The organism is Serratia sp. H1w (assembly GCF_000633355.1).
Lineage (GTDB): Bacteria > Pseudomonadota > Gammaproteobacteria > Enterobacterales > Enterobacteriaceae > Chania.
Genome location: NZ_AYMQ01000055.1, coordinates 64,883 through 90,564, shown reverse-complemented (window position 1 = coordinate 90,564; position 25,682 = coordinate 64,883). Strand labels below are relative to the sequence as shown.

The 25,682-nt window shown below is 56.0% G+C and carries 25 protein-coding genes and 1 riboswitch; of the genes, 13 read left to right on the top strand and 12 right to left on the bottom strand.

Features of this window, described 5'->3' with window-relative positions:
* Window positions 1-117 precede the first annotated feature (117 nt).
* The 7 genes from galM to modE form a co-directional block, all read right to left on the bottom strand.
* A complete protein-coding gene (galM, locus tag U869_RS0113055; RefSeq protein WP_025120233.1) occupies window positions 118-1,161 on the bottom strand; it encodes a galactose-1-epimerase in 1,044 nt (347 codons plus the stop codon).
* Window positions 1,155-2,306, bottom strand: a complete 1,152-nt coding sequence (gene galK / locus U869_RS0113050; protein ID WP_025120232.1) for a galactokinase — start codon at window positions 2,304-2,306, stop codon at window positions 1,155-1,157. The genes galM and galK overlap by 7 nt, the downstream gene beginning before the upstream one ends.
* Complete coding sequence (galT, locus tag U869_RS0113045; RefSeq protein WP_025120231.1) at window positions 2,306-3,355, bottom strand: galactose-1-phosphate uridylyltransferase; 1,050 nt, start codon at window positions 3,353-3,355, stop codon at window positions 2,306-2,308. Before galT ends, galK begins: the two co-directional genes overlap by 1 nt.
* A gap of 256 nt (window positions 3,356-3,611) precedes the next feature.
* On the bottom strand, window positions 3,612-4,430 hold the full coding sequence (locus tag U869_RS0113040; RefSeq protein ID WP_025120230.1) for a CPBP family intramembrane glutamic endopeptidase: 819 nt from the start codon (window positions 4,428-4,430) through the stop codon (window positions 3,612-3,614).
* Between the two features lie 145 nt (window positions 4,431-4,575).
* Window positions 4,576-5,148 carry a cysteine hydrolase family protein gene (locus tag U869_RS0113035; protein WP_025120229.1) on the bottom strand — a complete coding sequence of 191 codons (573 nt, stop codon included), beginning with the start codon at window positions 5,146-5,148 and terminating at the stop codon, window positions 4,576-4,578.
* Window positions 5,149-5,278: 130 nt separating this feature from the next.
* Complete coding sequence (gene modF, locus U869_RS0113030; RefSeq protein WP_025120228.1) at window positions 5,279-6,748, bottom strand: molybdate ABC transporter ATP-binding protein ModF; 1,470 nt, start codon at window positions 6,746-6,748, stop codon at window positions 5,279-5,281.
* Between the two features lie 216 nt (window positions 6,749-6,964).
* The gene (gene modE / locus U869_RS0113025; RefSeq protein ID WP_025120227.1) at window positions 6,965-7,756 is read right to left on the bottom strand and encodes a molybdenum-dependent transcriptional regulator; all 792 of its coding nucleotides are present in this window, start codon (window positions 7,754-7,756) and stop codon (window positions 6,965-6,967) included.
* A gap of 180 nt (window positions 7,757-7,936) precedes the next feature.
* On the opposite strand from modE, the gene U869_RS30655 reads away from it, so the two are divergent.
* The 4 genes from U869_RS30655 to modC all read left to right on the top strand — a co-directional run bounded on the left by U869_RS30655 (window position 7,937) and on the right by modC (window position 10,790).
* The gene (locus U869_RS30655; protein ID WP_025120226.1) at window positions 7,937-8,080 is read left to right on the top strand and encodes an AcrZ family multidrug efflux pump-associated protein; all 144 of its coding nucleotides are present in this window, start codon (window positions 7,937-7,939) and stop codon (window positions 8,078-8,080) included.
* 149 nt (window positions 8,081-8,229) lie between these two features.
* The gene (gene modA / locus U869_RS0113015; protein ID WP_025120225.1) at window positions 8,230-9,003 is read left to right on the top strand and encodes a molybdate ABC transporter substrate-binding protein; all 774 of its coding nucleotides are present in this window, start codon (window positions 8,230-8,232) and stop codon (window positions 9,001-9,003) included.
* Complete coding sequence (gene modB, locus U869_RS0113010; protein ID WP_025120224.1) at window positions 9,000-9,689, top strand: molybdate ABC transporter permease subunit; 690 nt, start codon at window positions 9,000-9,002, stop codon at window positions 9,687-9,689. The genes modA and modB overlap by 4 nt, the downstream gene beginning before the upstream one ends.
* Window positions 9,690-10,790: a molybdenum ABC transporter ATP-binding protein ModC gene (gene modC, locus U869_RS0113005; RefSeq protein ID WP_025120223.1), complete on the top strand. Its 1,101-nt coding sequence runs from the start codon at window positions 9,690-9,692 to the stop codon at window positions 10,788-10,790. It abuts the gene before it with no gap.
* Window positions 10,791-10,915: 125 nt separating this feature from the next.
* On the opposite strand, the gene U869_RS0113000 is transcribed toward modC, so the two are convergent.
* On the bottom strand, window positions 10,916-11,737 hold the full coding sequence (locus U869_RS0113000) for a pyridoxal phosphatase (RefSeq protein WP_025120222.1): 822 nt from the start codon (window positions 11,735-11,737) through the stop codon (window positions 10,916-10,918).
* A gap of 152 nt (window positions 11,738-11,889) precedes the next feature.
* On the opposite strand from U869_RS0113000, the gene pgl reads away from it, so the two are divergent.
* The gene (gene pgl / locus U869_RS0112995) at window positions 11,890-12,885 is read left to right on the top strand and encodes a 6-phosphogluconolactonase (RefSeq protein WP_025120221.1); all 996 of its coding nucleotides are present in this window, start codon (window positions 11,890-11,892) and stop codon (window positions 12,883-12,885) included.
* A 40-nt stretch (window positions 12,886-12,925) separates the two neighbouring features.
* On the opposite strand, the gene U869_RS0112990 is transcribed toward pgl, so the two are convergent.
* Both U869_RS0112990 and bioA read right to left on the bottom strand, forming a co-directional pair.
* The gene (locus U869_RS0112990) at window positions 12,926-13,408 is read right to left on the bottom strand and encodes a kinase inhibitor (protein ID WP_025120220.1); all 483 of its coding nucleotides are present in this window, start codon (window positions 13,406-13,408) and stop codon (window positions 12,926-12,928) included.
* A gap of 74 nt (window positions 13,409-13,482) precedes the next feature.
* Window positions 13,483-14,757 (bottom strand): adenosylmethionine--8-amino-7-oxononanoate transaminase, encoded by a 1,275-nt coding sequence (gene bioA, locus U869_RS0112985; RefSeq protein ID WP_025120219.1) that lies wholly within the window; start codon window positions 14,755-14,757, stop codon window positions 13,483-13,485.
* Between the two features lie 91 nt (window positions 14,758-14,848).
* On the opposite strand from bioA, the gene bioB reads away from it, so the two are divergent.
* From bioB to bioD, 4 genes are read left to right on the top strand one after another with little or no spacing between them, the layout of a single operon-like run.
* The gene (gene bioB, locus U869_RS0112980) at window positions 14,849-15,886 is read left to right on the top strand and encodes a biotin synthase BioB (RefSeq protein ID WP_025120218.1); all 1,038 of its coding nucleotides are present in this window, start codon (window positions 14,849-14,851) and stop codon (window positions 15,884-15,886) included.
* Complete coding sequence (gene bioF, locus U869_RS0112975; RefSeq protein WP_025120217.1) at window positions 15,886-17,037, top strand: 8-amino-7-oxononanoate synthase; 1,152 nt, start codon at window positions 15,886-15,888, stop codon at window positions 17,035-17,037. The genes bioB and bioF overlap by 1 nt, the downstream gene beginning before the upstream one ends.
* Window positions 17,021-17,788 (top strand): malonyl-ACP O-methyltransferase BioC, encoded by a 768-nt coding sequence (bioC, locus tag U869_RS0112970; RefSeq protein ID WP_025120216.1) that lies wholly within the window; start codon window positions 17,021-17,023, stop codon window positions 17,786-17,788. The genes bioF and bioC overlap by 17 nt, the downstream gene beginning before the upstream one ends.
* Entirely contained in the window at window positions 17,781-18,461 is a 681-nt protein-coding gene (gene bioD, locus U869_RS0112965; protein WP_025120215.1) for a dethiobiotin synthase, read from the top strand. The genes bioC and bioD overlap by 8 nt, the downstream gene beginning before the upstream one ends.
* 27 nt (window positions 18,462-18,488) lie before the next feature.
* On the opposite strand, the gene U869_RS0112960 is transcribed toward bioD, so the two are convergent.
* Complete coding sequence (locus U869_RS0112960; protein ID WP_025120214.1) at window positions 18,489-19,199, bottom strand: ABC transporter ATP-binding protein; 711 nt, start codon at window positions 19,197-19,199, stop codon at window positions 18,489-18,491.
* Between the two features lie 1,076 nt (window positions 19,200-20,275).
* On the opposite strand from U869_RS0112960, the gene uvrB reads away from it, so the two are divergent.
* Both uvrB and U869_RS0112950 read left to right on the top strand, forming a co-directional pair.
* Window positions 20,276-22,288, top strand: a complete 2,013-nt coding sequence (uvrB, locus tag U869_RS0112955; RefSeq protein ID WP_025120213.1) for an excinuclease ABC subunit UvrB — start codon at window positions 20,276-20,278, stop codon at window positions 22,286-22,288.
* Window positions 22,289-22,557: 269 nt separating this feature from the next.
* Window positions 22,558-22,797 (top strand): VF530 family DNA-binding protein, encoded by a 240-nt coding sequence (locus U869_RS0112950; RefSeq protein ID WP_025120212.1) that lies wholly within the window; start codon window positions 22,558-22,560, stop codon window positions 22,795-22,797.
* Here the strand turns inward: U869_RS0112950 and yvcK are convergent.
* Window positions 22,794-23,711, bottom strand: a complete 918-nt coding sequence (gene yvcK / locus U869_RS0112945; protein WP_025120211.1) for a uridine diphosphate-N-acetylglucosamine-binding protein YvcK — start codon at window positions 23,709-23,711, stop codon at window positions 22,794-22,796. The genes U869_RS0112950 and yvcK overlap by 4 nt on opposite strands.
* A gap of 263 nt (window positions 23,712-23,974) precedes the next feature.
* A riboswitch (molybdenum cofactor riboswitch) is annotated at window positions 23,975-24,117 on the top strand.
* On the opposite strand from yvcK, the gene moaA reads away from it, so the two are divergent.
* Window positions 24,108-25,091, top strand: coding sequence for a GTP 3',8-cyclase MoaA (gene moaA, locus U869_RS0112940; RefSeq protein ID WP_025120210.1), 984 nt, complete (start codon window positions 24,108-24,110; stop codon window positions 25,089-25,091). Its footprint overlaps the riboswitch before it by 10 nt.
* A 78-nt stretch (window positions 25,092-25,169) precedes the next feature.
* Window positions 25,170-25,682, top strand: coding sequence for a molybdenum cofactor biosynthesis protein B (gene moaB / locus U869_RS0112935; RefSeq protein ID WP_025120209.1), 513 nt, complete (start codon window positions 25,170-25,172; stop codon window positions 25,680-25,682).

The window sequence follows — 25,682 nt, the reverse complement described above, 5'->3', positions numbered from 1 at the left end:
CCACGGTAGCCTGATTCTAGTGCGGGGTTGGCAATAAGGAAAGGTAACGACCCAGGGGCGCAATGTAAGCAATTATAACAAAAACGCCCCTTACCGCATGATAAGGGGCGTGGCGGCTTACATAGGAATAAGCTGATAATGCGTGGCGCTCAGGTATTGTTGGCCAGGCTGCAACCAACAGTCCGGCTGTGGCCATTCTGGATGATTCGGGCTGTCCGGCAGGAATTCGCTTTCCAGCGCTACCCCGGCGTAATTCTGGTAGGTTCCCCCGCCGCGTGCTGGCGTGCCACCCAGGAAATTTCCGCTATAAAGCTGTAGCGCAGGTGCGGTGGTGTACACCGTCATCCCGACCTTGCCGTCGGCGGACCACAGGTGAGCCGCCGGGCTTGCCAAACCGTTGCAGGTTTCATGCAGCAGGTAAGCGTGGTCGTAACCTTTGACCCGTTGCTGATCTCGATCGCGCAATAAATCTTGTTGCAGAGTTTTCGGTTGGCGAAAATCCATTCCGCTACCTGCTACCGCCGTTAAATCAGCACAAGGGATGCCATCGCTACCTACCGGCAAATAACGGTCGGCGAACAGCTGCAAGCGCTGTTGACGAGCGTCGCGATCTGCGCCATCCAGATTGAAATAGGCATGATTGGTCAGGTTAACCGGGCAGGCACGATCGGTCTGTGCCTGATACTCAATTTCCAGCCGGTGATCGGCGGTGAGACGGTAGGTGAGCGTCACATCGAGGTTGCCGGGAAAACCCTGGTCGCCGTCTGGCGAATGGAGCTGATAAACCACCTGCTGCTCATGTTGTTCCACGATCTGCCAGCGGCGAGCATGGAAGCCGTTCGGTCCGCCGTGCAGTTGATGCTCCCCTTGATTAGCGATCAGCGGGCGTGGCTTGCCATCGATTTGTAAGCTGGCATGCGCAATACGGTTGGCATAACGCCCGACCGTGGCACCCAAATAGGCTCCTTGATGCAGGTAATCCTGTGGGGTTTGGCACCCCAGCAGCAGCTCACGCCGTTCCCCTGATTTCAGCGGCAGCACGGCAGAAAGCCAGGTCGCGCCCCAATCCATAAAGGTGACCGTTGTTCCCGCAGCATTACGCAGGGTGGTGAGATTAAAAGGTTGGCCGTCCGGAGCAACGGCGGAATTATCACTCAGCATAGGCCGGATCCTTGTGAGGCTTTACAGACGTAGAAGGTTTCTTGCAGGCCGTTGGTCTGCCGTGGATATTCCTGCGCCACCGCTGCGCGCACGGGCTCCACCAGATCCAGTGGCATCAGGGCCACGATGCAACCACCAAAGCCACCGCCGGTCATACGCACGCCGCCCCGATCGCCAATGACGTTTTTGACAATCTCGACCAGCGTATCGATAGGGGGCACGGTAATTTCAAAATCATCACGCATCGAAGCGTGGGATTCCGCCATCAGTTTGCCCATCAGCTTCAGGTTGCCCGCGGCCAAGGCATCGGCAGCGGCCAAGGTGCGATCGTTTTCGGTGATCACATGGCGCGCACGTTTGGCGACGATCGGATCCAGTTCATGTTGGATCGGGAAAAACAGATCCGGGCTGACATCCCGCAACGCCTTGACGCCGAAGAAGCGCGCCGCGGCCTCGCATTGCTTGCGGCGAGTGTTGTACTCGCTATCGACCAGACCACGTTTGACGTTGGAGTTGATGATTACCACTGCAATATCGGCTGGCATCGGCACTGCACGCGTTTCCAGCGAGCGGCAATCGATCAGCAGCGCGTGATCTTTCTTCCCCAGTGCAGAAATCAACTGATCCATAATGCCGCAGTTGCAGCCGACAAACTGGTTTTCCGCTTCCTGACCGTTCAGCGCCAGCGCTACGCCGTCCAACGGCAATTGGTAGAGCGCCTGCAATGCCTGGCCGACGGCCACTTCTAACGAGGCGGAAGAGCTAAGCCCAGCACCCTGCGGGACGTTGCCACTGATCACCAGATCGGCGCCGCCAAAATTGGCATCACGGGTCTGCAAATGCTTCACCACGCCGCGCACATAATCGGCCCAGCGCAGATTGGCATGGCTGACGATCGGCTCATCCAGCGAGAACTGATCCTGCTGGTTTTCATAATCGGCAGCCAATACGCGGATCTGGCGATCGCTACGTGGGGCCCCGCTAATCACGGTCTGGTAATCAATCGCGCAAGGCAAGACAAAGCCGTCGTTGTAATCGGTGTGCTCGCCAATCAGATTAACCCGGCCCGGGGCCTGGATCGTCAGGGTCGGCGCATAGCCAAAGTGTTCGGTAAACAGGGCTTGGGTATGTTGCTTCAGACTCATTATTTCACTCCGGCTTCGCGGTAATGGATATCACTGACCGCGCGCAGGCGTTCAGCGGCTTGTTCAGCGGTCAGATCGCGCTGGGTTTCCGCCAGCATTTCATAGCCCACCATAAATTTGCGCACCGTGGCACTGCGTAGTAACGGCGGGTAGAAGTGGGCATGTAGCTGCCAGTGGCGATTATCGGCCTGGTTGAAGGGGGCGCCGTGCCAGCCCATGGAATAAGGGAAAGAGCATTGGAACAGGTTGTCATAGCGGCTGGTCAACTTCTTCAGCGCGACGGCCAGATCGCGGCTTTGCGCGGCACTGAGATCGGTGAGGCGTTGCACCGGCGCTTTTGGCAGCAGCAGGGTTTCGAACGGCCAGGCGGCCCAGTAAGGGACGACCGCCAACCAGTGCTCGGTTTCCACTACCGTCCGGCTGCCGTCGGCCTGCTCGCGCCGTGCGTAGTCCACCAGCATGGCGGATTGATGTTGGCTGAAATACTCCTGTTGCAGGCGATCTTCCCGCTCGGCTTCATTCGGCAAGAAGCTGTTGGCCCATATCTGGCCGTGTGGGTGAGGGTTGGAACACCCCATCGCAGCCCCTTTATTTTCAAATACCTGCACCCAGGGGTAGCTGCGCCCCAGATCGGCAGTCTGTTCCTGCCAGGTAGCGATCACCTGTTCCAGTGCGGGCAACGTTAGTTGTGACAGCGTTTTGCTATGATCCGGGGAGAAGCAGATAACCCGGCTGGTACCACGTGCGCTCTGGCAACGCATCAGCGGATCGTCACTTTCCGGTGCCTGCGGGGTATCTTGCATCAGGGCGGCAAAATCATTGGTGAATACGTAGGTTCCCGAATAGTCAGGGTTGGTATCACCGGTTACGCGCGTATTGCCGGGGCAAAGGAAGCAGTCGGGATCGTGGGACGGCAGGGTTTCCTGTGAGAGAGACTCCTGCTGGCCTTGCCACGGGCGTTTGGCCCGGTGCGGAGAGACCAGCACCCACTGGCCGGTCAGGGGATTAAAACGGCGATGTGGATGATCGATAGGATTAAAATCAGGCATAACGCTTCCTTCATCTCACTGAATGTAATCGCTTTCACTTGCTGCTTGAGCGACTTTAGCATCAGCATTTTGGCAAATAATGGCTAGAAGATAGCATGCCTGTGGCGATAAAAAGGTGATCCAGTGCGAAAAATGGAATCGCTTACATGGATTTCGGCCATATTATTGCAGGGATAAATGAGGCAGCAGGGATGATTAAGTGGTAACGATTACACAAAATCAGGCCGACAGCAGGAACTGCCGGCCTGGAGAGTGATTAATACTGGTAAACTGGATAGGTAAAGAACAGCAGGTGGACCAGATTTAAGCCAAAGTGGAAGGCAATGGGCACCCACAGGCGGCCACTCCACATCCAAGCCAGGCCATAAATCACGCCCGCCAGTGTGGCAAACGCCACCATCAACGTGCCACCGGCAAAGTGGGCGGCACCAAACAGTAAAGCGGTGATAATCAGTGCCGGATAGGCACCCAGCCACTGGCGCAGACGTTGCTGTAAATAACCACGGAATAGCGCTTCTTCGGCCATCGAAACAAAAAACAGGTTGGCCATAATAAATGCCAGGATCCATGATGGCAGATGCAGCTCAACTTTTAGGCCACCGAGCGCAACTGCCAACAGCAGCACCGCAGGAATGGCTAGCACCAGGATGATCCAGGCGCTAGATCCAACCCGCTTGTCGGGCTGGCCAGCGTTAAACAGTGTTGGCAGGCAGGCTAACAACAGGAAAGGCACCAGCGCTTTATCGAAGTTGTAATACATGGAATACAGCGAGCTCTGCGGGCCCACTTTGTCCTGATCGACCATCAATTGGTTATTGAAACCGGGGATCTGGTGGTAAAACAGGGCGATTGAACTGGCGACTAAGAACAGTTCCAGCACTAGCTTGATGCTACGCTGCTGGCGGTAGTGTTGATGAAGCCAGATGGCGAGAGCGATAACCGCCAGATAGCCCAGGCTGACGGGCGTCAGAATATGGTGATAAACCCCCATCGCGGCGGCGGCAGCCAATACTACCGCAGCAATCAGCCGGTTAAAGGGCAAAAAGAACAACGAAGCCGAAAGTACGCCCCACATAATAGCTATCCCTTAAAATAGACACACGGTGCCCAATGCCGGAAACCCGGCGTGTTAATGTCTGGTTAAATGAGCACTAATTCGGATAGTAGCACAACAGGGTGAAATCAAAGGTCGGGACAGTAGTTAATCGTGCGGAAATGACTTACCCCTTCATCCATGCTTGAGAACGCATAACTTCCCCCAGATTTTGCAAGGTTTCCAGACTTTGCTGGTGGATTTCTTCCGTTGAGGCGGCGCAAAGATCTTGCAGTACGGTTACCTGTAATCCTGCATCGTGAGCCTGTATGGCCGTACTCTCAATGGCCAGTGGGGTGCTGATGCCGCCCAGTAGCAGGTGATGACAGCGGTGCTGCTGTAACCAAGCTAACAAATTGTTACCGGCAAAAGCGCTAAGTCCTTTCTTTTCGAGACGCAAATCCTCGGTTTTTACTTCCAGACCGGCCAGCCAATGACATCCTTCGTTGCTTAGCCGCAGCGCGCCAATATGTTTGAGCTGATTAAACAGCGGGGAGTGCCGGGGAATGTCGTGGTAATCGTCGGCAAAACCGGTGCGCAGCCAAATCACCGGGATTTTACGTATCCGCGCGTAGGCCGCTGCGGCGTTGACGTGTGCGATCACCTCTCGCGTAACAATTTGCTCGCGGCAGTGATTCGCCCGCCCCTTGGGGCCAGCCAGATCTTCAATCAGGTCAATAATAATCAGCGCGGCGGACATACCCTCTCCAAAAACGTCTCTCTACCCTTTTATGATAAAAGGCCAAATGTGATGCGTTGTGGAGTAAGTGTTGCCGGATATGTCTCGAGATTCACAAGTAGGGGAGCCGCATGCAGCCCCCTACATTTGATCAAGCCAGTATGTCTTGCTGATAGCGGTAGCCATCGCCTTCGGGGATGAAGGAAAAACGGTGCGTGATGCATTGCGGCGCATCTTCTGCATGATGTGAAACAAACAGCAACTGGGTCGAGCCTTGTTGGATCAGCACATCAACGAAGCGCCTTACCAACTGGCGGTTCAGCGGATCCAATCCTTGCAACGGTTCATCGAGGATCAGCAATGCCGGGTGCTTGACCAACGCCCGGGCGATCAGCGCCAGACGTTGCTGGCCCCAGGAAAGGCTATGGAAGGGGGCATCCCCCATAGCGCCAAGCCCGAGTAGCGCCAGCCATTGTGAGGTCAACTGCTGCTGACGATCGGAAACCGCCTGATAAATGCCGATCGAATCAAAGAAGCCGGACAGGATCACGTTACGCACGCGGGAGCTCACCCGGTAGTCGAGATGCAGGCTGCTGCTGACGTAACCGATATGACGTTTGATATCCCAGATGGTTTCACCGCTGCCGCGTCGGCGGCCGAATAGCGTCAGATCGTTGCTGTAGCCTTGCGGATGATCGCCGGTGATCAGGCTGAGCAGGGTAGATTTTCCCGCCCCGTTCGGGCCGACGATCTGCCAGTGCTCACCGGGGTTAACTTGCCAACTGAGCTGATTGAGGATGGGCCGATCGTTGTAGCTCACCACGCCATCACGTAATACGATCAGTGGCCGATCGACCGGGAGCCGGACGACCTGGATGGGATCTTCGGTTTCTGGCAGCGTCAAGCCATTGAGGTTTTCACTGTGTGCCAGTTGGGCGACCAGCGCTTCGGCCATCACCTGTTCCCGGGGCCCTTGACTGGTGAGAGTACAATCGGCCAGCACGCCAACCTGTTGAATGAAGCCTGGGATCTCATCAAAACGGTTGAGCACCAGAACCAGCGTATAGCCCTGTTGCGAAAGTTCGCCCAGTAGGGTGGCGAGCTGAGCGCGTGAATTGACGTCCAACCCGTCGAACGGCTCGTCGAGGATCAGCAAATCGGGTTGAACCATCAGGGCGCGACACAGCAGGGTTTTGCGTGTCTCGCCGGTAGAGAGATATTTGAAACGGCGCGTAAGCAGGGGAGTGATGCCAAATTGCTCGGCTAACTGCGCGCAGCGAGCGGGATCGTTGAGTTCTTCCTGAATGATTTCCGCCGTGGTGCGTCCAGTGTCGTCTTCGTCCTGGCTGAGCAGGTCGGTATTGTTGCGCTGCCATTCATCGCTGACCAGCTTTTGCAACTGTTCGAACGAAATCCGCACCACGTGGTGAAAATCACTGTGGCGTTCGCCTTTCAGTAATGTCAGTTCACCCGCCAGCGCCCTGGCCAGAGCGGATTTCCCGCTGCCGTTAGCCCCGACGAATGCCCAGCTATCACCGGACTGTATGTCAAGCCGATCCAGCTCCAGCGTGCGGGTATCGCTTAAGCGAAATGAACCTTGCGAAATGTGCAACGACGACATCCTCTGTTCCCTATTCTGCAATTATTTTATTTATACCCGTCGTCTTTCAAGCCGCAGCGTTGTTATCTGCACTCGTTCACCCTAGTCACTTACGAAAAGTAAGCTCCTAGGGATGAACGAGCTTGCCGCCTAGCTGCGGCTTGAAATCCATAGGGTATAGAGATAGGAGCAAGAGGAAAAGATGTCAATCGGCAATACTGCAACGTGACGTTGCGTTTAACACAACGTCGCGACAATCACTCGATCGGCGTTGAACAAGGCGTGAACTGCCGTGCCCACGCTCAGTTTCAACTGCGCCAGTTCCTGATTGCTGACGGTGGCACACAGTGTCTCTCCGCCGTTGAGCGTCACCAGAACCTCGCTGTGCTCGCTGCCAGGCTGAATGCTGGCTACGCTTCCCGCTAGCGCGTTATCTGCCAGGCCATTCGAGGCCGGATCGGTGCTCAGCTTCACCCAAGGCGCCTTAATCAAGGCCAAAACTTCTTTGCCCGGAGTCAACTGTAACCGATCGGCGCTTTGCTGGGTGACGGCGGCGGTCAGGCGGGTGTGGCCATCGGCAAGCAACAGACTGATATGCTGTTGAACCTGCTGGTGATCGCGTTCAATCACGGTACCGAAAAACTGGTTGCGGGCGCTGGTTTGCAACGAGAAACGGGCGATGGCGGCCAACAGGCTGTCCAACGGCAGATTATCCTGCTGCAACACGTCAAAGGCTTTTTGCTGGATTTGGCCCAGCAGATCGTAAAGCTGGATCAGCCGCAGGCCATAGCGGGTCACCTGTGCGCCACCGCCACCCTTGCCACCGGTTGCACGTTCGACTACCGTCTGCTCGGCCAACTGATTCATCTCGTTGATGGCGTCCCAAGCGCTCTTGTAGCTGATCCCCGCCAGTTTGGCCCCCTGGCTGATCGAGCCGGTATGAACCACTTGCTTGAGTAGCGAGATACGGCGTGGGTCGGCGAACAGCTTCTCTTGAAGTTTTAGAGTCAGGAGGATCTCGGCCTGCATGATTAATCCTTAATAAGGCAATAAGTCAGGTTATTGTCGCCGATTTGCAGCAAAGCGCCAACTGAGCACGTTTAGCCGGTTACAAATTTCCCTCAGTCGGTAAAATAACCGCGTTTTCACCTGCGTTTTGGTTTACAGTGAGACCTACGCAGCGGTTTAAAGCAGTTAAGTGAGGCTACCATGTTAGAATTGTTGACCAGTCTGTTGTTTGCCGTGGTAATGGTGCCGGTAGTAATGGCCATTATCCTGGGCTTGATTTATGGCTTGGGTGAAGTGTTTAACGTCTTCTCCAAAGTTGGCCATCCGAAAGAAAACCGCAGCTAATCCCCATCCCAAATGCCCGCCGAGTCGTTTTGGCGGGTATTTCTCAAGTTATCTCCCGCTTTGCCGATAAACCGCATGACAATCTTTCGCGCTACGTTATATTATTTTTTACATAACGATGTGATGATGGTTAACTTGCGGAGAAAACAATGAAACAGCAATGGATTAAATGGGTTGGCGGTGTGGCATTGGCTTCGGGGCTGGTGGCTCAGGTTGCTGCGGCGGAGAAAATCACCGTGTTTGCTGCGGCCTCGCTGACCAACGCGTTGCAGGATATCGCCACCGAATACCAGAAAGGCAAAGATGTAGAAGTTGTCTCCTCTTTCGCTTCCTCTTCTACGCTGGCACGTCAGATCGAGCAAGGGGCGCCAGCAGATATGTTTATCTCTGCCGATCAGCAATGGATGGATTATGCCATTGATAAGCAGCAAATGGTGAAAGACACCCGTTATACCTTGTTGGGTAATGAACTGGTGCTGATCGCCGCCAAATCGGCCAAACAAGATAAAATCACTATCAACAAGCAAACCGATTGGGCAAAATTACTTAACGGTGGCCGCCTGTCCGTCGGCGATCCGGATCATGTGCCTGCTGGCCTCTACGCCAAAGAAGCGTTGCAGAATCTGGGGGCCTGGACCACGCTGGAACCTCAACTGGCGCGTGCTAACAACGTGCGTAGTGCCATGGCGATGGTGGAGCGTGAAGAAGCCCCGCTGGGCATCGTGTATGGTTCCGATGCCGTAGCCAGCGACAAGGTTAAAGTGATCGCCATCTTCCCTGAAGACAGCCACAAACCGGTCGAATACCCAATGGCGATTGTTAAAGATCACCAGACGCCAGCCGTGACGGCTTTCTACGATTATCTGAAGAGTCCGCAAGCCGCGGCTATCTTCGAACGTTATGGATTCACCCCGCGTAAATGATATTAAGTGAGTATGAGTGGCAGGCCGTTGAACTGAGCCTGAAAGTCTCCAGCCTGGCGGTAGTCTGCAGTTTGCCGCTGGGTATTTTGATGGCCTGGATCCTGGTGCGCTGCAATTTTCCCGGTAAATCGTTGTTGGATAGCATTATCCATCTGCCGTTAGTCCTGCCGCCGGTGGTGGTGGGCTATCTGCTGTTGATCGCCATGGGGCGGCGCGGTTTTATCGGCGAATGGCTGTATAACTGGTTTGGTTTCAGCTTCAGTTTCAGCTGGCGTGGTGCTGCTTTGGCTTCGGCCGTGGTGGCATTCCCGCTGATGGTGCGTGCTATCCGCATGTCGCTGGAAGCGGTGGATACCCGGTTGGAATTGGCGGCCCGCACCTTGGGTGCTAATCCGTGGCGGGTGTTTTTCACCATCACCTTACCGCTTTCGCTACCCGGCGTGATCGTTGGCGTGGTACTGGCCTTTGCTCGCTCTTTGGGCGAGTTTGGTGCCACCATCACCTTTGTTTCCAATATCCCCGGCGAAACCCGCACCATCCCGCTGGCAATGTACACCCTGATTGAAACGCCAGGCGCCGAAGCGGCAGCAGCGCGCCTGTGCGTGATTGCCATCGTGCTGGCCCTGGCTGCCCTGATGGTTTCCGAATGGCTGGCCCGCTGGGGCCGCAAGCGTATGGGCCTATAGATGTTAGAACTGGATTTCTCCCAGCAGCTTGGCGATCTCAACCTCAATGTGCAGGCTAATCTACCCGCACAGGGCATTACCGCGATCTTTGGCCTTTCCGGGGCTGGCAAAACCTCGCTGATTAATGCCATCGGCGGACTGACGCTGGTGCAGCAGGGGCGTATTGTGCTTAACGGTCGTGCACTGGTGGATACCGCCAGCGGTGTCTGTTTGCCTCCGGAAAAACGCCGGGTCGGCTATGTTTTCCAGGATGCGCGTCTGTTCCCCCATTATCGTGTGCGTGGCAACCTGCAATACGGTATGGCGGCCAGTATGCGCGGCCAGTTTGACAGCATTGTCGAACTGTTGGGGATTGCACCGCTGCTTAACCGTCTGCCTCTCACGCTTTCCGGCGGTGAGAAACAGCGTGTTGCGATTGGCCGTGCACTGCTGACAGCGCCTGAATTGCTGCTGATGGACGAACCGTTGGCCTCGCTCGATATGCCGCGTAAGCGTGAGCTGTTGCCGTATCTGGAACGGCTGGCGCAGGACGTCAATATCCCCATCCTCTATGTCAGCCACAGTATGGACGAGATCTTGCGCCTGGCGGAGCAGGTGATGGTGCTGGATCATGGCCAGGTACGGGCGTTTGGCGGTTTGGAGGAAGTCTGGGCCAGCAGCGCGCTGCGGCCTTGGCTACAGCGTGAAGATCAGAGCAGCGTGCTGAGCGTTAGCGTGATTGAGCACCACCCGCGTTATGCCATGACCGCGTTGGCACTGGGCGATCAACGGCTGTGGGTGGGGGGTATTGAAGCGCCAGTAGGCAGCCAGATGCGTATTCGTATTAACGCTGCCGACGTCTCACTGGTGCTGCAACCGCCGACCAATAGCAGCATCCGCAATATTCTGCCCGCCAAGGTGGTGGAGTGTCTGGATGTGGAGGGGCAGGTTGAGGTGAAACTGATGGTCGGGGAAAACACCCTCTGGGCGCGGATCACCCCATGGGCGCGTGACGATTTGGCCATCAGGCCCGGCCAGTGGCTGTATGCTCAGGTCAAGAGTGTTTCGATCAGCCGTGATAGCACCTCACCTCAATCCTCTCCCACTGGGAGAGGGAGCTGATGCGGAGTTGTTGAAGGCACGCTGAGGCACTTTTCCTACGGAACTGATGGTGGTTACAGGTGTTTAATTTTTTGCACATTCGGTCCCCTCTCCCTGTGGGAGAGGGTTAGGGTGAGGGGCGATTATCAGCTCAGCACGCGGGAACGAATAACTTCGGCAATACCCGGCTGTAGGTGATCGGCAATCACCAGATCCGCACGTTCCTTGATCGCGTTATCGGCATTACCCATCGCGACGCCCAGCCCAACCGCTTCCAGCATGCTCAGATCGTTGTAGTTGTCACCAAAGGCGACCACCTGATCCATACTCAATCCCTGCGATTCCACCCACTGTTGCAGGCGCTTGCCCTTGCTGTTGCCGCCTTTGGCAATGTCCACCTGATCGTGCCACGACCATTCACAGGACAGGCCCAGCTCTTTTTCTACCATTTCGGCGAAGCTGCGCAGCGCCGGGAGATCGCTATGTGAAGTGGCAAATTTCCAGATGGCCTGTGCATCATCTGCTGCTTGCATCAGGCTGTTGACCTGCAACAGCGTCGGGCGCTGGGCGGCAGGCAAAGTCTCTGACCAGGCCAGCGAACGGATCACATGACCGCTGGTTTCCTGATACAGCATGGCGTCGTCCACATACATCAGGCCGTGGATAGCGTTCTGCTTGAGCAATTGCAGCACTTGCCTGGCCTGTTCTTTGGCCAGCGGATCGGATGCCAGCACCTTTTTCTGCTGGAAGTCATACAGATAAGTGCCGTTACAGCAAATGGCTGGCGTATCGATTTCCAGCGCCTGATAGAAAGGATGGATAGCAACGTGATGGCGGCCGGTAACCACCACCACCTTCACCCCGGCGGCACGGGCTTCTTCCAGGGCCGCCAGCGATTGCGGCAGGATACGTTTCTGGTTGTCTAGCAAGGTGCCGTCTAAATCGAGGGCAATAACACGGTAGCTCATGGCGGTCTCATTATAGTTAGCAAGAAAATTACCTCGATAGTACACCGGATAACCGTTCGATAAAACCGCGCAGCCCAGGGTTGCCATGTCATAAATGTCGCGTAAGCTAGAACAAACTGAAACCGGTTACCCTTTCTCATTGAGGAGAGCAAATGAAGCAAATCGTTTATGTCGCCAGCCCGGAAAGCCAGCAGATCCACGTATGGCAGTTAGATGACCAGGGCGCGCTGGCGCTGTTGCAAACGGTCGAGGTAGCGGGGCAGGTACAGCCGATGGCGATCCACCCGGACAAGACCCATCTGTATGTTGGGGTACGCCCGGCGTTTGGCATTGTCAGCTACCGTATCGCGGACGATGGCACGTTGCATGAGGCAGGGATGGCACCATTACCGGGCAGCCCGACCCATATCTCAACCGATTTGCAGGGCCGTTTCCTGTTCTCCGCTTCTTATAGCGGCAACTGTGCCAGCATCAGCCCGATTGGTCATGATGGCGTAGTGCTGGCACCTATCCAGCAGATCGATGGCCTGACCGCGCCGCATTCGGCCAATATTGACCCTACCAATCAACTGCTGCTGGTGCCGTGCCTGAAAGAGGATCGCATCCGCCTGTTTAACCTGAGCCAACAAGGCCAATTGACGCCACACGGGCAGGAAGCCGTCGCGACAGCAACCGGCGCAGGCCCGCGTCATATGGCCTTCCATAGCAACGATAAATTTGCTTATTGTGTCAATGAACTGGACGGCACGGTGGACGTGTTCGCTATCGAAGAAAACGGCGGCAAATATACGCTGGTGCAGAGCCTGGACATGATGCCAGCCGATTTCACCGGCACCCGCTGGGCGGCAGATATTCACCTGACGCCAAACGGCCGCTTCTTGTATGCCAGCGATCGCACAGCCAGTATCCTGACTGTGTTCAGTGTCGCGGAAGATGGCAGCAAGATTGCGGTGGTCGGTCACCATGCCACCGAAGAACAGCCACGTGGTTTTAATATCGATCACAGCGGTCGCTTCGTGATTTCGGCAGGGCAAAAATCCGGCCATATCGGCGTATATCAGATCGATCAGCACAGCGGTGAGCTGACGGACTTGGCGCGTTACCCGGTAGGCAAAGGCCCAATGTGGGTGAGCGTGCTGGCCAAATAATTGGCGATAATGAGGGGCGAAGTGCTTCGCCCCTTCAGCATCAGCTGTATTTTACCGTCAGCGTCGCATTGCCAAGGCTGTGGAAATGGATGTTAAAGCCGAGCATTGCGCCGCTCGCCTCTTCGTCCACGGGAATGCTTTCCACGTCTAGCGCGTGAACGGTGAACTGGTAACGATGGCTTTCACCCTGCGGCGGAGCCGCGCCACCGTAACCGGCCTTGCCAAAATCGGTACGGGTTTGCACCGCACCCGCTGGCAGCCCCGGCTTGCCAGAACCCGCCCCTTGCGGCAACTCATGTACGCTTGCCGGAATGTTGGCGACCGTCCAGTGCCACCAACCGGAACCGGTAGGGGCATCGGGATCGTAGACCGTGATGGCAAAACTCTTGGTACCCGCAGGCGCGCCATCCCAGGCCAGGTGAGGCGAAAGGTTATCCCCGTGGTAGCCCATGCAGTTAAATACCTGCCGTTCCGGCATTTTTGCGCCGTCTTGCAGATCGTTGCTGTACAAACGAAAAGCCATAATGACTCCCAGTTGTTTAAAATAGCGAACCCTAAGCTAGATCGGTTTGCCGCCAGAATACAACCTCAAACGGCTTATTCCACCGCAGCGGCGATCGCCGCCGTCAGGCGTGAAAGCTGTTCTGGCGTGATGATATAAGGCGGCATCAGGTATATCAGTTTACCGAAGGGCCGGATCCATACGCCGCGTTCGACAAATCCGCGTTGCAGCAATGCCACATCCGCTGGCTGATGCATCTCCACTACGCCAATCGCCCCAAGCACCCGCACGTCTGCCACCTTGGGTAATGCCGCCAACGGCAGAAGTTGCTGTTTGAGCTGTGCTTCAATGGCAGTTACCTGCCGTTGCCAATGGTTTTCCTCCAGCAAGCTCAGGCTGGCGCAGGCTACTGCACAAGCCAGCGGGTTACCCATAAAGGTTGGCCCATGCATAAAGCAGCCTGCGGCCCCGTTGCTGATCGTTTCCGCTATGTGGCGCGTGGTCAGGGTGGCGGAAAGGGTCATATAGCCGCCGGTCAGCGCCTTGCCCAGGCAAAGAATATCCGGCACCACATCGGCATGTTCACAGGCAAACAGTTTACCGGTGCGGCCAAAACCGGTGGCGATCTCGTCGGCAATCAACAGGATCTGGTGGCGATCGCACAGTTCTCGCACGCGTTGCAGATAGGTTGGGTGATAGATGCGCATTCCACCGGCTCCTTGTACCACCGGCTCCAGGATCACGGCGGCAACTTCCCCCGCATGTTGTTCCAGCAACTCGGCAAACGGAGCAATGTCTTGCTCATCCCAAGGTTGGTCAAAGCGGCACTGTGGCGCGGTGGCAAACAGGTGTGTGGCCAGATAGCCCTGATACAGACTGTGCATGGAGTTGTCTGGATCGCAGACCGACATCGCACCAAAGGTATCGCCATGATAGCCGTGGCGTAAGGTCAGAATGCGCTGCCGCCGTTCGCCACGGGCCTGCCAATATTGCAGCGCCATCTTCAATGCCACTTCTACTGCCACCGAGCCAGAATCTGCCAAGAATACGCACTGCAAAACTTCCGGCGTCATCGCTACCAGTTTGCGGCACAGTTCGATTGCGGCGGGATGAGTAATGCCGCCGAACATGACGTGCGACATTTTCTCCAATTGCTGCACGGCCGCCTGATTCAGTTGCGGGTGGTTGTAGCCATGGATCGCCGCCCACCAGGAAGACATACCATCCACCAACTGGCGGCCATCATCCAGCTGCAACTCGACGCCGCTGGCGGACACCACCGGATAGCAAGGCAGGGGCTGGGTCATCGAGGTATAAGGGTGCCAGATATGGCGTCGATCGAATTCAATATCGCAGGCAGAAACAGACATTAATCGTAAACCAAATTTTAACAGAATGGTTGACAGTATAATCGCAAACTCTACACTGACGACACTTTTTTCCCTTTTGGAGACGCCGTCAATGGCCGATCGCATTCGCTGGACAGTGGGGCAAGCCCAGGCCCTGTTTGATAAACCCTTACTTGAACTGCTGTTCGAAGCCCAAACCACTCACCGCCAACATTTTGATCCGCAACAGGTGCAGGTCAGCACGCTACTGTCGATCAAAACCGGTGCCTGCCCGGAAGATTGTAAGTATTGTCCGCAAAGCTCGCGTTATAAAACCGGTCTGGAGTCCGAACGGTTGATGCAGGTGGAACAAGTGCTGGAATCGGCACGCAAGGCCAAAGCGGCCGGTTCCAGCCGTTTCTGCATGGGGGCCGCCTGGAAAAATCCGCACGAGCGCGATATGCCTTACCTGCAACAGATGGTAAAGGGCGTCAAGGCGATGGGGATGGAAACCTGCATGACGTTGGGAACGTTGGATGGTGCGCAGGCAGAACGGCTGGCGGAGGCGGGGCTGGATTATTACAACCATAACCTGGATACCTCACCGGAATTCTACGGCAATATCATCACCACCCGCAGCTATCAAGAGCGTCTTGACACGTTGGATAAGGTGCGTAACGCCGGGATCAAAGTCTGTTCCGGTGGCATTGTCGGGCTGGGTGAAACGGTACGTGACCGTGCCGGGCTGCTGGTGCAACTGGCGAATTTACCCAAGCCGCCGGAGAGTGTGCCGATCAATATGTTGGTGAAGGTGAAAGGCACGCCGCTGGCCGATAATGATGACGTCGATCCGTTCGACTTTATCCGCACTATTGCCATTGCCCGCATCATGATGCCAACGTCCTACGTCCGCCTGTCGGCGGGCCGTGAACAAATGAGTGAGCAGACTCAGGCGATGTGCTTTATGGCCGGGGCCAACTCTATCTTCTATGGCTGCAAGTTGTTGACCACGCCAAACCCGGAAGAGGACAAGGACCTGCAACTGTTCCGCAAGCTCGGCCTCAATCCGCAGCAAACCGCCACCGAACAGGGTGACAATCAACAGCAGCAGGTGCTGACCGAGCGCTTGTTGCACGCCGATACCGCCGAATTCTACAACGCGGCGCTGTAATGAGCTGGCAGCAACGGATCGAACAGGCGTTGGAGGCACGGCGAGGGGCTGCCGCTTATCGCCAACGGCAGGTGAATCAAGGTGGCAATGGCCGCCATTTGCAGCTCGACGGCCAGCGCTATGTGAATTTTTCCGGTAACGATTATCTGGGCATTAGTCAGCATCCTGAGGTGATCGCCGCTTGGCAGCAGGGGGCACAGCGATATGGCGTTGGCAGCGGCGGCTCCGGCCACGTCACCGGTTTTTGCCATGCGCATCATGAGCTTGAGCAACAACTGGCAGACTGGCTTGGCTACCCACGTGCGTTGTTGTTTATCTCCGGCTATGCGGCCAATCAGGCATTGCTGGCCGCCCTGATGCAGGCCGACGATCGCATTCTGGCGGATAAGCTCAGCCACGCCTCCTTATTGGAAGCGGCCACTCACTCACCGGCGCAACTCCGCCGCTTTCGGCACAACCAGCCACAGGCGTTGGCCACCTTGCTGCAAAAAGAGTGCGCTGGCCAACAGCTAGCGATCACCGAAGGGGTATTCAGCATGGACGGGGACAGCGCGCCGTTGGCCGAACTGCATCGGTTAACGCAGCAGGCCGGTGCCTGGTTGATGGTGGATGATGCGCACGGCATTGGCGTCCGTGGCGAGCAGGGGCGTGGCAGTTGCTGGCAGCAAGGAGTGCGCCCGGAAGTACTGGTCGTGACCTTTGGCAAGGCATTCGGTGTTAGCGGCGCGGCTATCCTCTGCGATGAACCGCTGGCGGAATACCTGCTGCAATTCGCCCGCCATCTGATCTACAGCACCGCAATGCCACCTGCCCAAGCCTGTGCCTTACAGGCAGCGTTACGCTGCATCCAGCAAGGGGATGAACTGCGCGGTCAACTGCAACAGCACATCCAGCATTTTCGTGCCGGAGTGGCGGGATTGCCGTTGGCGCTAACCGAGTCGGATACAGCAATTCAACCGTTGCTGGTTGGGGATAACCAGCAGGCGCTGGATTTGGCGCAACGCCTGCGAGAGCAAGGGTTGTGGGTCAGCGCTATCCGTCCGCCGACGGTGCCGCCAGGTGGTGCGAGATTACGCATTACGCTCACCGCCGCGCATCAGGCGCAAGATATCGATCGTTTGCTGGAGGTGCTGTATGACGTCTGCCATTGAGACGGTCAACAAGCAGGCCGTGGCAGCCGCCTTCAGCCGGGCCGCAGCGAGTTATGATGCCGCAGCGGTGCTGCAACGAGAGGTTGGTGAACGCTTACTGGGGATGGGGCTGTCTCACCCAGGCCAACGGGTATTGGATGCAGGCTGTGGCACCGGTTATTTCAGCCGTCGCTGGCGTGAACTGGGCAAGCAGGTCAGCGCGCTGGATCTGGCTCCGGGCATGCTGGATTTTGCCCGCCAACGGCAAGCAGCGGATCGCTATCTGCTGGGGGATATCGAGCACATCCCGTTACCCAACGCATCCGTGGATATCTGCTTTAGCAGCCTGGTGGTGCAATGGTGCGGCGATCTGCCTGCTGCGCTGGCTGAACTGTATCGGGTGACGCGGCCCGGCGGACTGATCCTGTTTTCAACCCTGGCGGAAGGTGCTTTACGTGAGCTAGGTGATGCCTGGCAGCAAGTGGATGGCGAGCGTCATGTGAATGACTTTCTGCCGCTCACTCAGATAGCCGCCGCTTGTCATCCATACCGGCACCAACTTACGGCAGAGTGGCAAACGCTCAGTTATCCCGACGTGATGACGCTGATGCGATCGCTAAAGGGCATCGGCGCGACCCATCTGCATCACGGGCGTGAGGCTGGTTTGCTTTCCCGTCAGAGGCTTGCCGCATTGCAGGCAGCCTATCCTTGCCGGGGCGGGCAGCTTCCTCTCAGTTATCATCTGGCTTATGGAGTGATTTATCGTGATTAAGCGCTGGTTTGTGACCGGAACCGACACCGAAGTGGGCAAAACCGTGGCCAGCAGCGCCTTGCTACAGGCCGCCAGCGCGGCAGGATGGCGCTGTGCAGGTTATAAACCGGTGGCGTCAGGCAGTGAGATGACCCCCGAGGGATTACGCAACAGCGATGCGCTGGCACTGCAAAGCAACAGCAGTGTGGCGCTGGATTACGCCGAAGTGAACCCTTACACCTTTGCCGAGCCGACCTCGCCGCATATCGTCAGCCAGGCCGAAGGGCGACCCATCTCGTTGGAGCGGCTCTCCACTGGTTTACGTCAGCTTGAACAACGTGCTGACTGGCTGTTGGTCGAAGGCGCTGGCGGTTGGTTCACTCCGCTTTCAGAGCATGACACCTTTGCCGACTGGGTACAGCAGGAGCAACTACCGGTGATCCTGGTGGTGGGCATTAAGCTGGGCTGCATCAATCATGCTTTGCTGACGGCGCAGGCGATCCAACAGGCGGGTCTGACCTTGGCAGGCTGGATCGCCAATGATGTCACTCCTCCAGGAAAACGCCATCCAGAATACTTGGCCACCCTTAATCGCCTGTTGCCTGCGCCCCTGCTGGGCGAGATCCCTCATTTGCCGCAGGCAGAGCAGCAGGCTTTGGGGCAGTATCTTGACCTGGCCAGGTTGCAGCCGTAGTTCAGATGGCCCACGGAGGGGCCAGAATCACACCGTCAGATAGGTATCAATCAGACTCTCATCCAACTGCCCCAGGGTGCCATTGGCCACGTTACGCCCCTTATCCATCAGACAGAAGCGATCGGCCAGATGGCGAGCAAAGGGCAGCTGATGTTCAACCAGCAAAATAGTCATGCCCAACTCCTGATTCAGTTTGCGCAGCACCAGACCAATCTCCGTCGCCAGAGAAGGTGACACACCCGCGGTTGGCTCATCCAGGATCAGCAACTCCGGTTCCAGCACCAGCGCGCGACCGATCGCCAACTGTTGTTGCTCGCTTTGGCACAGGTCACCGGCACGGTGCATGCGCATAGCTTGCAGCCGAGGGAACAGGCTGTAAATGATGGAGGGAATGCGGCGAGCCTTGTCCCGCCCGGCCAACAGCGCCACCTGCAAGTTCTCTTCTACGCTCAGTTGGGAAAATATTTGCCGTCCTTGTGGCACATAGCAGATGCCCAGTAGCGCCCGGTTTTCTACCGGCTGCGGTAACAGGTTTTGCGGCGGTTCATCCGCCAACTGCCAGGTCATACTGCCGCTGACGATCGGCAGGTGTCCCATGATGCAATTGATTAGCGTGGTTTTCCCCACCCCATTACGGCCAAGCAACAGAGTGCATTGCCCACGGGGTAATTCAAGGCTGACATCCCACAGCGTATGCTGCTGCCCATAATATTGGTTCACCGCTTGTAAGCTTAACATTTGGCATCTCCTCAAGACCGATATTCACGTATGGATAACGTTGACCGCAGCAAGCGGTGTCTCTCCCGGGTGTGGCAAATGCGGGCTCTGAATACACTTAATGAGATCCAGGCCAAATAGAATCGTTTAGCGTTGAAAATGGCCGTTACTGTTCATTTGACGGCTCTAAGGGGACTTTTCGGCACGCGTTACGCTTTTTCGCTGATGATGGCCGAGCAGGTTCCAGCCGATTTTGGCCAAAATTTGACGGTTCTCCAGCCAAAGCAACGCCCCTGAATAAGGAATGCAATTCCCAGGCCACCAGGCGTTGCGCAACGAATAACACGGTTTGTTATTGTTTTGTTAACTGGTTTGAGCCCAATGTGCACAGGCTTTGCCAAGGCATGGAAGTTAACATGGACGTTTTTTGCACCGTTACCGTGCGGTACGGCAAGCTGTTGGTGCAGGCCTTAAAGCTTGTTGCCGCAACTTGCAACCCCTGAAGGGCAAAATAGCTAAAAGAGAATTTTCGTTATCACGGCTTTTAGCATTAATCGGCATAACCAAAGCAATATTATTGTAAAAAAATAACTAAAAAACCGGCTCCGTTGACGTTTGATTGGGAAAAGTCTTCTTTCCGCAACTCCCGCCCCCCATGGGGTAGTGAGAGTTATCCACTATTCCTGTGGATAACCTTGTGCATTATACTTAGAAAAGCGGTGTGAACAGAGAGCGGGCGCGGGTTGTGCGCAGGTTGTCCGCATTCTCGTCTTTTTATTAAATTAGTTTAATATCAGTAAGTTAATTAAAATCAAGCCAACGGGTAACGCTAACGCACCGATCAGCGGTTTTTCAGCCAGCTTAGAGCCAAAAGTTAATTCGTGACGCAATCTGGGGATAACACGGTGATTGACAATAAAAATGTCATGATATTGTCACCTTGCCGGTGCGCTCGCGCCCCGTTAACGGACGCGAAGAGTATAAATCCGCTTGAAGCTGGTTTTATATCCAGTATCATACGCACTGGCGGAAATCTTCCGGTCTTTCCATAATTAGGCCGCTACCGTCTGGCCGCAAACCTGAAAGATGATGGGGATATGAGCAAACATTTCAAACTGCATTCCGAATTCAAACCGGCCGGCGATCAGCCGCAAGCCATCCAAAAGCTGGAAGAGGGTCTGGAAGACGGCCTGGCGCACCAAACGCTGCTGGGGGTAACCGGCTCAGGTAAAACCTTTACCATCGCCAATGTGATCGCCGATCTCAACCGGCCCACCATGGTGCTGGCACCCAACAAGACGTTGGCGGCGCAGCTGTATGGCGAGATGAAAGAGTTCTTTCCCGAGAATGCGGTGGAATATTTTGTCTCCTATTACGATTACTACCAGCCAGAAGCCTATGTGCCGAGCTCCGATACCTTTATCGAGAAAGATGCCTCGATCAACGAGCATATCGAGCAGATGCGTCTGTCTGCCACCAAAGCACTGCTAGAGCGGCGGGACGTGGTGGTAGTTGCCTCGGTTTCCGCGATCTACGGCTTGGGCGATCCGGATCTGTACCTGAAAATGATGCTGCACCTGACCAAGGGCATGATCATCGATCAGCGTTCGATCCTGCGCCGTCTGGCCGAGCTGCAATATACCCGCAACGATCAGGCTTTCCAGCGTGCCACCTTCCGCGTGCGTGGCGAAGTGATCGACATTTTCCCGGCGGAATCGGACGAGCTGGCGCTGCGCGTTGAGCTGTTCGATGAAGAGGTCGAACGCCTGTCGCTGTTCGATCCGCTCACCGGCCAGATTGAGCAGGTGGTACCGCGCTTTACCATCTACCCCAAATCCCACTACGTCACCCCGCGTGAACGTATCGTGCAGGCGATGGAAGAGATCAAGGTGGAATTGGCTCAGCGGCGCAAGGTGCTGCTGGAAAACAACAAGCTGCTGGAGGAACAGCGGCTGACCCAGCGTACCCAGTTCGATCTGGAAATGATGAACGAGCTGGGTTACTGCTCCGGTATCGAAAACTACTCGCGCTATCTTTCCGGGCGCGGCGAGGGCGAACCACCGCCAACCCTTTTCGACTATCTGCCGGCAGACGGCTTGCTGGTGGTGGATGAATCCCACGTTACCATCCCGCAGATCGGCGGCATGTTCAAAGGTGACCGCTCGCGTAAAGAAACGCTGGTGGAGTACGGCTTCCGCCTGCCTTCGGCGCTGGATAACCGGCCGATGCGCTTTGAAGAGTTTGCCGCTGCGGCACCGCAGACCATCTACGTCTCTGCCACGCCGGGCAAATATGAGCTGGAGAAATCCGGCGGCGATATTATCGATCAGGTGGTGCGCCCAACCGGCTTGCTGGATCCGATCGTTGAAGTACGCCCGGTCACTACTCAGGTGGACGATCTGCTTTCCGAGATCCGCAAGCGCGTTGCCATCAACGAACGCGTGCTGGTCACCACGTTGACCAAGCGTATGGCAGAAGACCTGACGGAATACCTGGAAGAACACGGCGAGCGGGTGCGTTACCTGCACTCGGATATCGATACGGTCGAACGTGTCGAAATCATCCGCGATTTGCGCCTTGGTGAGTTTGACGTGCTGGTGGGCATCAACCTGTTAAGGGAAGGTCTGGACATGCCTGAGGTGTCGCTGGTGGCGATCCTGGACGCAGACAAAGAAGGCTTCCTGCGTTCTGAACGCTCGCTGATTCAGACCATCGGTCGAGCGGCACGAAACCTGAACGGCAAGGCGATCCTGTATGGCGATCGGATCACCGATTCGATGGCCAAGGCGATCGGCGAAACGGAACGTCGCCGTGCCAAGCAGCAGGCGCATAACGAAGCCAACGGCATCGTGCCGAAGGGCTTGAACAAGAAGATTTCGGATATTCTGCAACTTGGGCAGCCAAGCAGCCGCGGTAAAAACAAAGGGAAGGGCAAAGCGGCAGAGAATGCGGCGCAGTACAAGCTGCTTACCCCCAAAGCGCTGGAGCAAAAAATCCAGGAGCTGGAGGCACAGATGTATTCACATGCGCAGAATCTGGAGTTTGAACAGGCCGCGGCGGTGCGTGATGAGATCCACCAGTTGCGCGAGAAGTTTATCGCGCTTTCATAACGTGCAGTGATGCCCCTCACCCTAGCCCTCTCCCAAAAGGAGAGGGGACTGAGCGTGCTACAGTTTCACTCCCGCACTTAACTGCGGCTCAGTGCTAGCTCCCTCTCCCTAAACACTCGCTTATGACATGCTCGGATTGTAATTCGGGAGAGGGTTGGGGTGAGGGGCAGCAGACAAGCATTAAGTGGTATGATCCTGGTAAATTTTCTTGCCGTACGCCCGTTTGCTGATTAAGGTGTGCGCCCCAAGTATTGAGATGAGTAGCCGCCATGACCCCATCCAAAGACCCGTTACACGGCATCACGCTGGAGCAACTGCTGAACAAGCTAGTGGCACAATATGGCTGGAGCGGGCTGGCAGAGCGTATTCGCATCAACTGCTTCAGCAGCGATCCGAGCATCAAATCCAGCCTCAAGTTTTTACGCCGCACGCCGTGGGCGCGCAAGCAGGTAGAAGATCTCTACATCGACAGCGTTAGCGATAACCCTTGGCTCCGTGGCCAGGATTAATCGCGGCTAGCCAGTTCCACCAACGCGGTATCCAGCGCCTGGCGTAATAGCTGGCGATCGTGGCGGTACGGGATATCGCTGGCTTCCAGCGGCTGTTGCACCACAATGCGATCCTGTATGGCGCTGGTATCCACCGCTGGGCCGACAATGACCGCGTCGATCATTTTGCGACCGATCTTTTCTTCCATCAGCGCCAGTTTATCTTGCAGCGTCAGGGCAGCAGCGGCGACGCTCAGTTCACGGCCCAGGTTTCCGATGTACACCATATTGGCGCTGCTGCGGCGTAGGGCCTGAGTCAGATCTTCCAGTAGCAACAGTGGCATCAGGCTGGTCAGAAAACTGCCTGGCCCGATCAGGATCAGATCGGCCTGCGCGATCGCTTCAACCGCTTCGCGGGTAGCATGTACCGGTGGCGAGAGCATCAGTTCTTGCGGCATGATCTTTAACTGATCGATATTCACTTCGCCATAAACCTGATGCCCTTCATGATCGTGAGCCATCAGATCGACCGGCTGTTCAGACATCGGGATCAGCGCTGCGTCGACCTTCAGCAGGCTACGTACCAGATTGATTGCCTCCAACGGGCGTACGCTCAGGTGATCCAAGGCTTTCAGCATCAGATTTCCCAGGTTATGCCCAGCCAGCTCCCCATTGCCGCTAAAACGGTATTCAAACATCGCCGAGGCGACGCTAGGCTCGGTAATGAGCTGATTGAGGCAATTACGGGTGTCACCCCAGGCAATGCCGCCTTCGGAACGACGGATGCGGCCGGTAGAACCGCCGTTATCGGTAGTGGTGACAATGCCGGTCAGGCGAGAACCCAACGACGACAGTGAAGACATCACACGGCCAAGACCGTGACCACCGCCTAATGCCACGACCCGATCAAGATCGGCCAGGGTACGGTTACGCATAAAATTCCTTAACTCAGGGTAGGTAGACTGCCTGCTTAAAGTAGCGGATTTGGCGCAAAAACGCGATAAAGAGTGCGATTTGCGTGATTCTGGTCAATTCGTTGGCGTAACGGTTGTTTATTATGGTTATCCAGACCTGAGAGGATGAAAAATCGCTGTATACACAGGTATATAGCGTAAATCCACATTGGCTATCGCAGTTGTTTAGCGCTAGAATTCTCTGGAAAACCACGGTTTCGTCCCGGCTACTTGAGGTAGTGGGGAGGGGATCAAAACTCCTAGCCTTGGTGCCTACGTTGTTCTTTGGAGCGATAGGGTACCCTGGCCGTGGCGATGTCAGCCACCAGGGTGCAGAGTGGAAACGCTCGCATCTCCCGTATTTGGAAGGTGTTACAGGTGCCGCAACTCATTGATGCTTTTGAGCGCAAATTCTATTATTTGCGCCTGTCGATCACCGACGTGTGTAACTTTCGTTGCACCTACTGTCTGCCGGATGGCTATAAACCCAGCGGCAGCCCGAAGACCTTCCTCTCTCTGGATGAGATCCGGCGCGTCAGCCGTGCCTTCGCCGATTTGGGTACCGAAAAGGTACGCCTGACCGGCGGTGAGCCTTCTTTACGCCGCGATTTTACCGATATCATTGCCGCCGTGCGTGAAAACCCGGCAATCCGTACTCTGGCTGTCACCACCAACGGCTATCGCCTGGCACGTGACGTGGCCAGTTGGCGCGATGCGGGCCTTACGGCGATTAACGTCAGCGTAGACAGCCTTGATGCACGCCAGTTTCATGCCATTACCGGTCAGGACAAGTTCCGCCAGGTGATGGAGGGGATCGATGCCGCCTTTACCGCCGGATACAGCAAGGTGAAGGTGAATGCCGTACTGATGCGTGATGTTAATCATCAGCAACTGGGCAGCTTCCTGCAATGGATCAAGGATCGGCCAATCCAACTGCGGTTTATCGAACTGATGGAAACCGGTGATGGCAGCGATCTGTTCCGCAAGCACCATGTTTCTGGCGAAGTGATCCGTCTGCAATTAGAGCAGCAGGGTTGGCAGCGCCAAATCCGTGGCCGCAGCGATGGCCCGGCGCAGGTATTCAGCCACCCGGATTATCAGGGCGAGATTGGGCTGATCATGCCGTACGAAAAAGATTTCTGTGCCAGCTGCAACCGCCTGCGGGTTTCCGCCATCGGCAATCTGCATCTGTGCCTGTTTGGTGAGCAAGGTATAACCCTGCGCGATCTGCTGGCGGATGACGACCAATTGGAACAGCTGAAAATGCGCATTCAAAGCGGGCTGCAAACCAAAAAGCAGACCCACTTCCTGCATCAGGGCAATAGCGGCCTCACCCAGAACCTATCGTTTATCGGTGGCTAGCCTTAACTCGATCGGTTCCCTCTCCCTGTGGGAGAGGGTTAGGGTGAGGGGGTTACGACAAAAGGAGCACAACACACAATGAGCAAGATCAGCAGTGAATTTATTGCGGCAAAGATTGCCATTCTGACCGTCTCGGATCGCCGCACTGAAGCGGAAGATACCTCCGGCCAATATCTGCAAGAGGCAGCGCTTGAAACCGGTCATCAGGTGGTGGCGCGCGCCCTGGTCAAAGACAATATCTATCAGATCCGTGCACAGGTTTCCGCGTGGATTGCCAGCGACGACGTGCAAGTGGTGCTGATTAATGGCGGCACCGGCTTTACCTCCGGGGACAATACGCCAGAAGCGCTGTTACCGCTGTTCGACCGCGAGGTGGAAGGGTTCGGCGAACTGTTCCGCATGGTGTCGTTCGAAGAGATCGGTACGGCGACCATTCAGTCACGCGCCGTGGCCGGTATTGCCAATCAGACGGTGATCTTTGCCATGCCGGGTTCTACCCGCGCCTGTCGTACCGCCTGGGAACGTATCATTGAAGAACAGTTGGACGCGCGCCATCGCCCGTGCAACTTCTTACCTCATTTAAAGAAATAA

Bases quoted from the DNA above. Each gene is read 5' to 3' on its own strand.
- U869_RS0112950 (WP_025120212.1), top strand. From the start codon at position 22,558: ATGACCCCATCCAAAGACCCGTTACACGGCATCACGCTGGAGCAACTG.
- U869_RS0113040 (WP_025120230.1), bottom strand. From the start codon at position 4,430: ATGTGGGGCGTACTTTCGGCTTCGTTGTTCTTTTTGCCCTTTAACCGG.
- U869_RS0113000 (WP_025120222.1), bottom strand. From the start codon at position 11,737: ATGAGCTACCGTGTTATTGCCCTCGATTTAGACGGCACCTTGCTAGAC.
- yvcK (WP_025120211.1), bottom strand. From the start codon at position 23,711: ATGCGTAACCGTACCCTGGCCGATCTTGATCGGGTCGTGGCATTAGGC.
- U869_RS0112990 (WP_025120220.1), bottom strand. From the start codon at position 13,408: ATGGCTTTTCGTTTGTACAGCAACGATCTGCAAGACGGCGCAAAAATG.
- U869_RS0113035 (WP_025120229.1), bottom strand. From the start codon at position 5,148: ATGTCCGCCGCGCTGATTATTATTGACCTGATTGAAGATCTGGCTGGC.
- uvrB (WP_025120213.1), top strand. From the start codon at position 20,276: ATGAGCAAACATTTCAAACTGCATTCCGAATTCAAACCGGCCGGCGAT.
- U869_RS0112960 (WP_025120214.1), bottom strand. From the start codon at position 19,199: ATGTTAAGCTTACAAGCGGTGAACCAATATTATGGGCAGCAGCATACG.
- bioA (WP_025120219.1), bottom strand. From the start codon at position 14,757: ATGTCTGTTTCTGCCTGCGATATTGAATTCGATCGACGCCATATCTGG.
- bioF (WP_025120217.1), top strand. From the start codon at position 15,886: ATGAGCTGGCAGCAACGGATCGAACAGGCGTTGGAGGCACGGCGAGGG.
- moaB (WP_025120209.1), top strand. From the start codon at position 25,170: ATGAGCAAGATCAGCAGTGAATTTATTGCGGCAAAGATTGCCATTCTG.
- bioB (WP_025120218.1), top strand. From the start codon at position 14,849: ATGGCCGATCGCATTCGCTGGACAGTGGGGCAAGCCCAGGCCCTGTTT.
- modF (WP_025120228.1), bottom strand. From the start codon at position 6,748: ATGTCGTCGTTGCACATTTCGCAAGGTTCATTTCGCTTAAGCGATACC.
- bioC (WP_025120216.1), top strand. From the start codon at position 17,021: ATGACGTCTGCCATTGAGACGGTCAACAAGCAGGCCGTGGCAGCCGCC.
- modA (WP_025120225.1), top strand. From the start codon at position 8,230: ATGAAACAGCAATGGATTAAATGGGTTGGCGGTGTGGCATTGGCTTCG.
- galT (WP_025120231.1), bottom strand. From the start codon at position 3,355: ATGCCTGATTTTAATCCTATCGATCATCCACATCGCCGTTTTAATCCC.
- pgl (WP_025120221.1), top strand. From the start codon at position 11,890: ATGAAGCAAATCGTTTATGTCGCCAGCCCGGAAAGCCAGCAGATCCAC.
- U869_RS30655 (WP_025120226.1), top strand. From the start codon at position 7,937: ATGTTAGAATTGTTGACCAGTCTGTTGTTTGCCGTGGTAATGGTGCCG.
- galK (WP_025120232.1), bottom strand. From the start codon at position 2,306: ATGAGTCTGAAGCAACATACCCAAGCCCTGTTTACCGAACACTTTGGC.
- galM (WP_025120233.1), bottom strand. From the start codon at position 1,161: ATGCTGAGTGATAATTCCGCCGTTGCTCCGGACGGCCAACCTTTTAAT.
- modC (WP_025120223.1), top strand. From the start codon at position 9,690: ATGTTAGAACTGGATTTCTCCCAGCAGCTTGGCGATCTCAACCTCAAT.
- modE (WP_025120227.1), bottom strand. From the start codon at position 7,756: ATGCAGGCCGAGATCCTCCTGACTCTAAAACTTCAAGAGAAGCTGTTC.
- modB (WP_025120224.1), top strand. From the start codon at position 9,000: ATGATATTAAGTGAGTATGAGTGGCAGGCCGTTGAACTGAGCCTGAAA.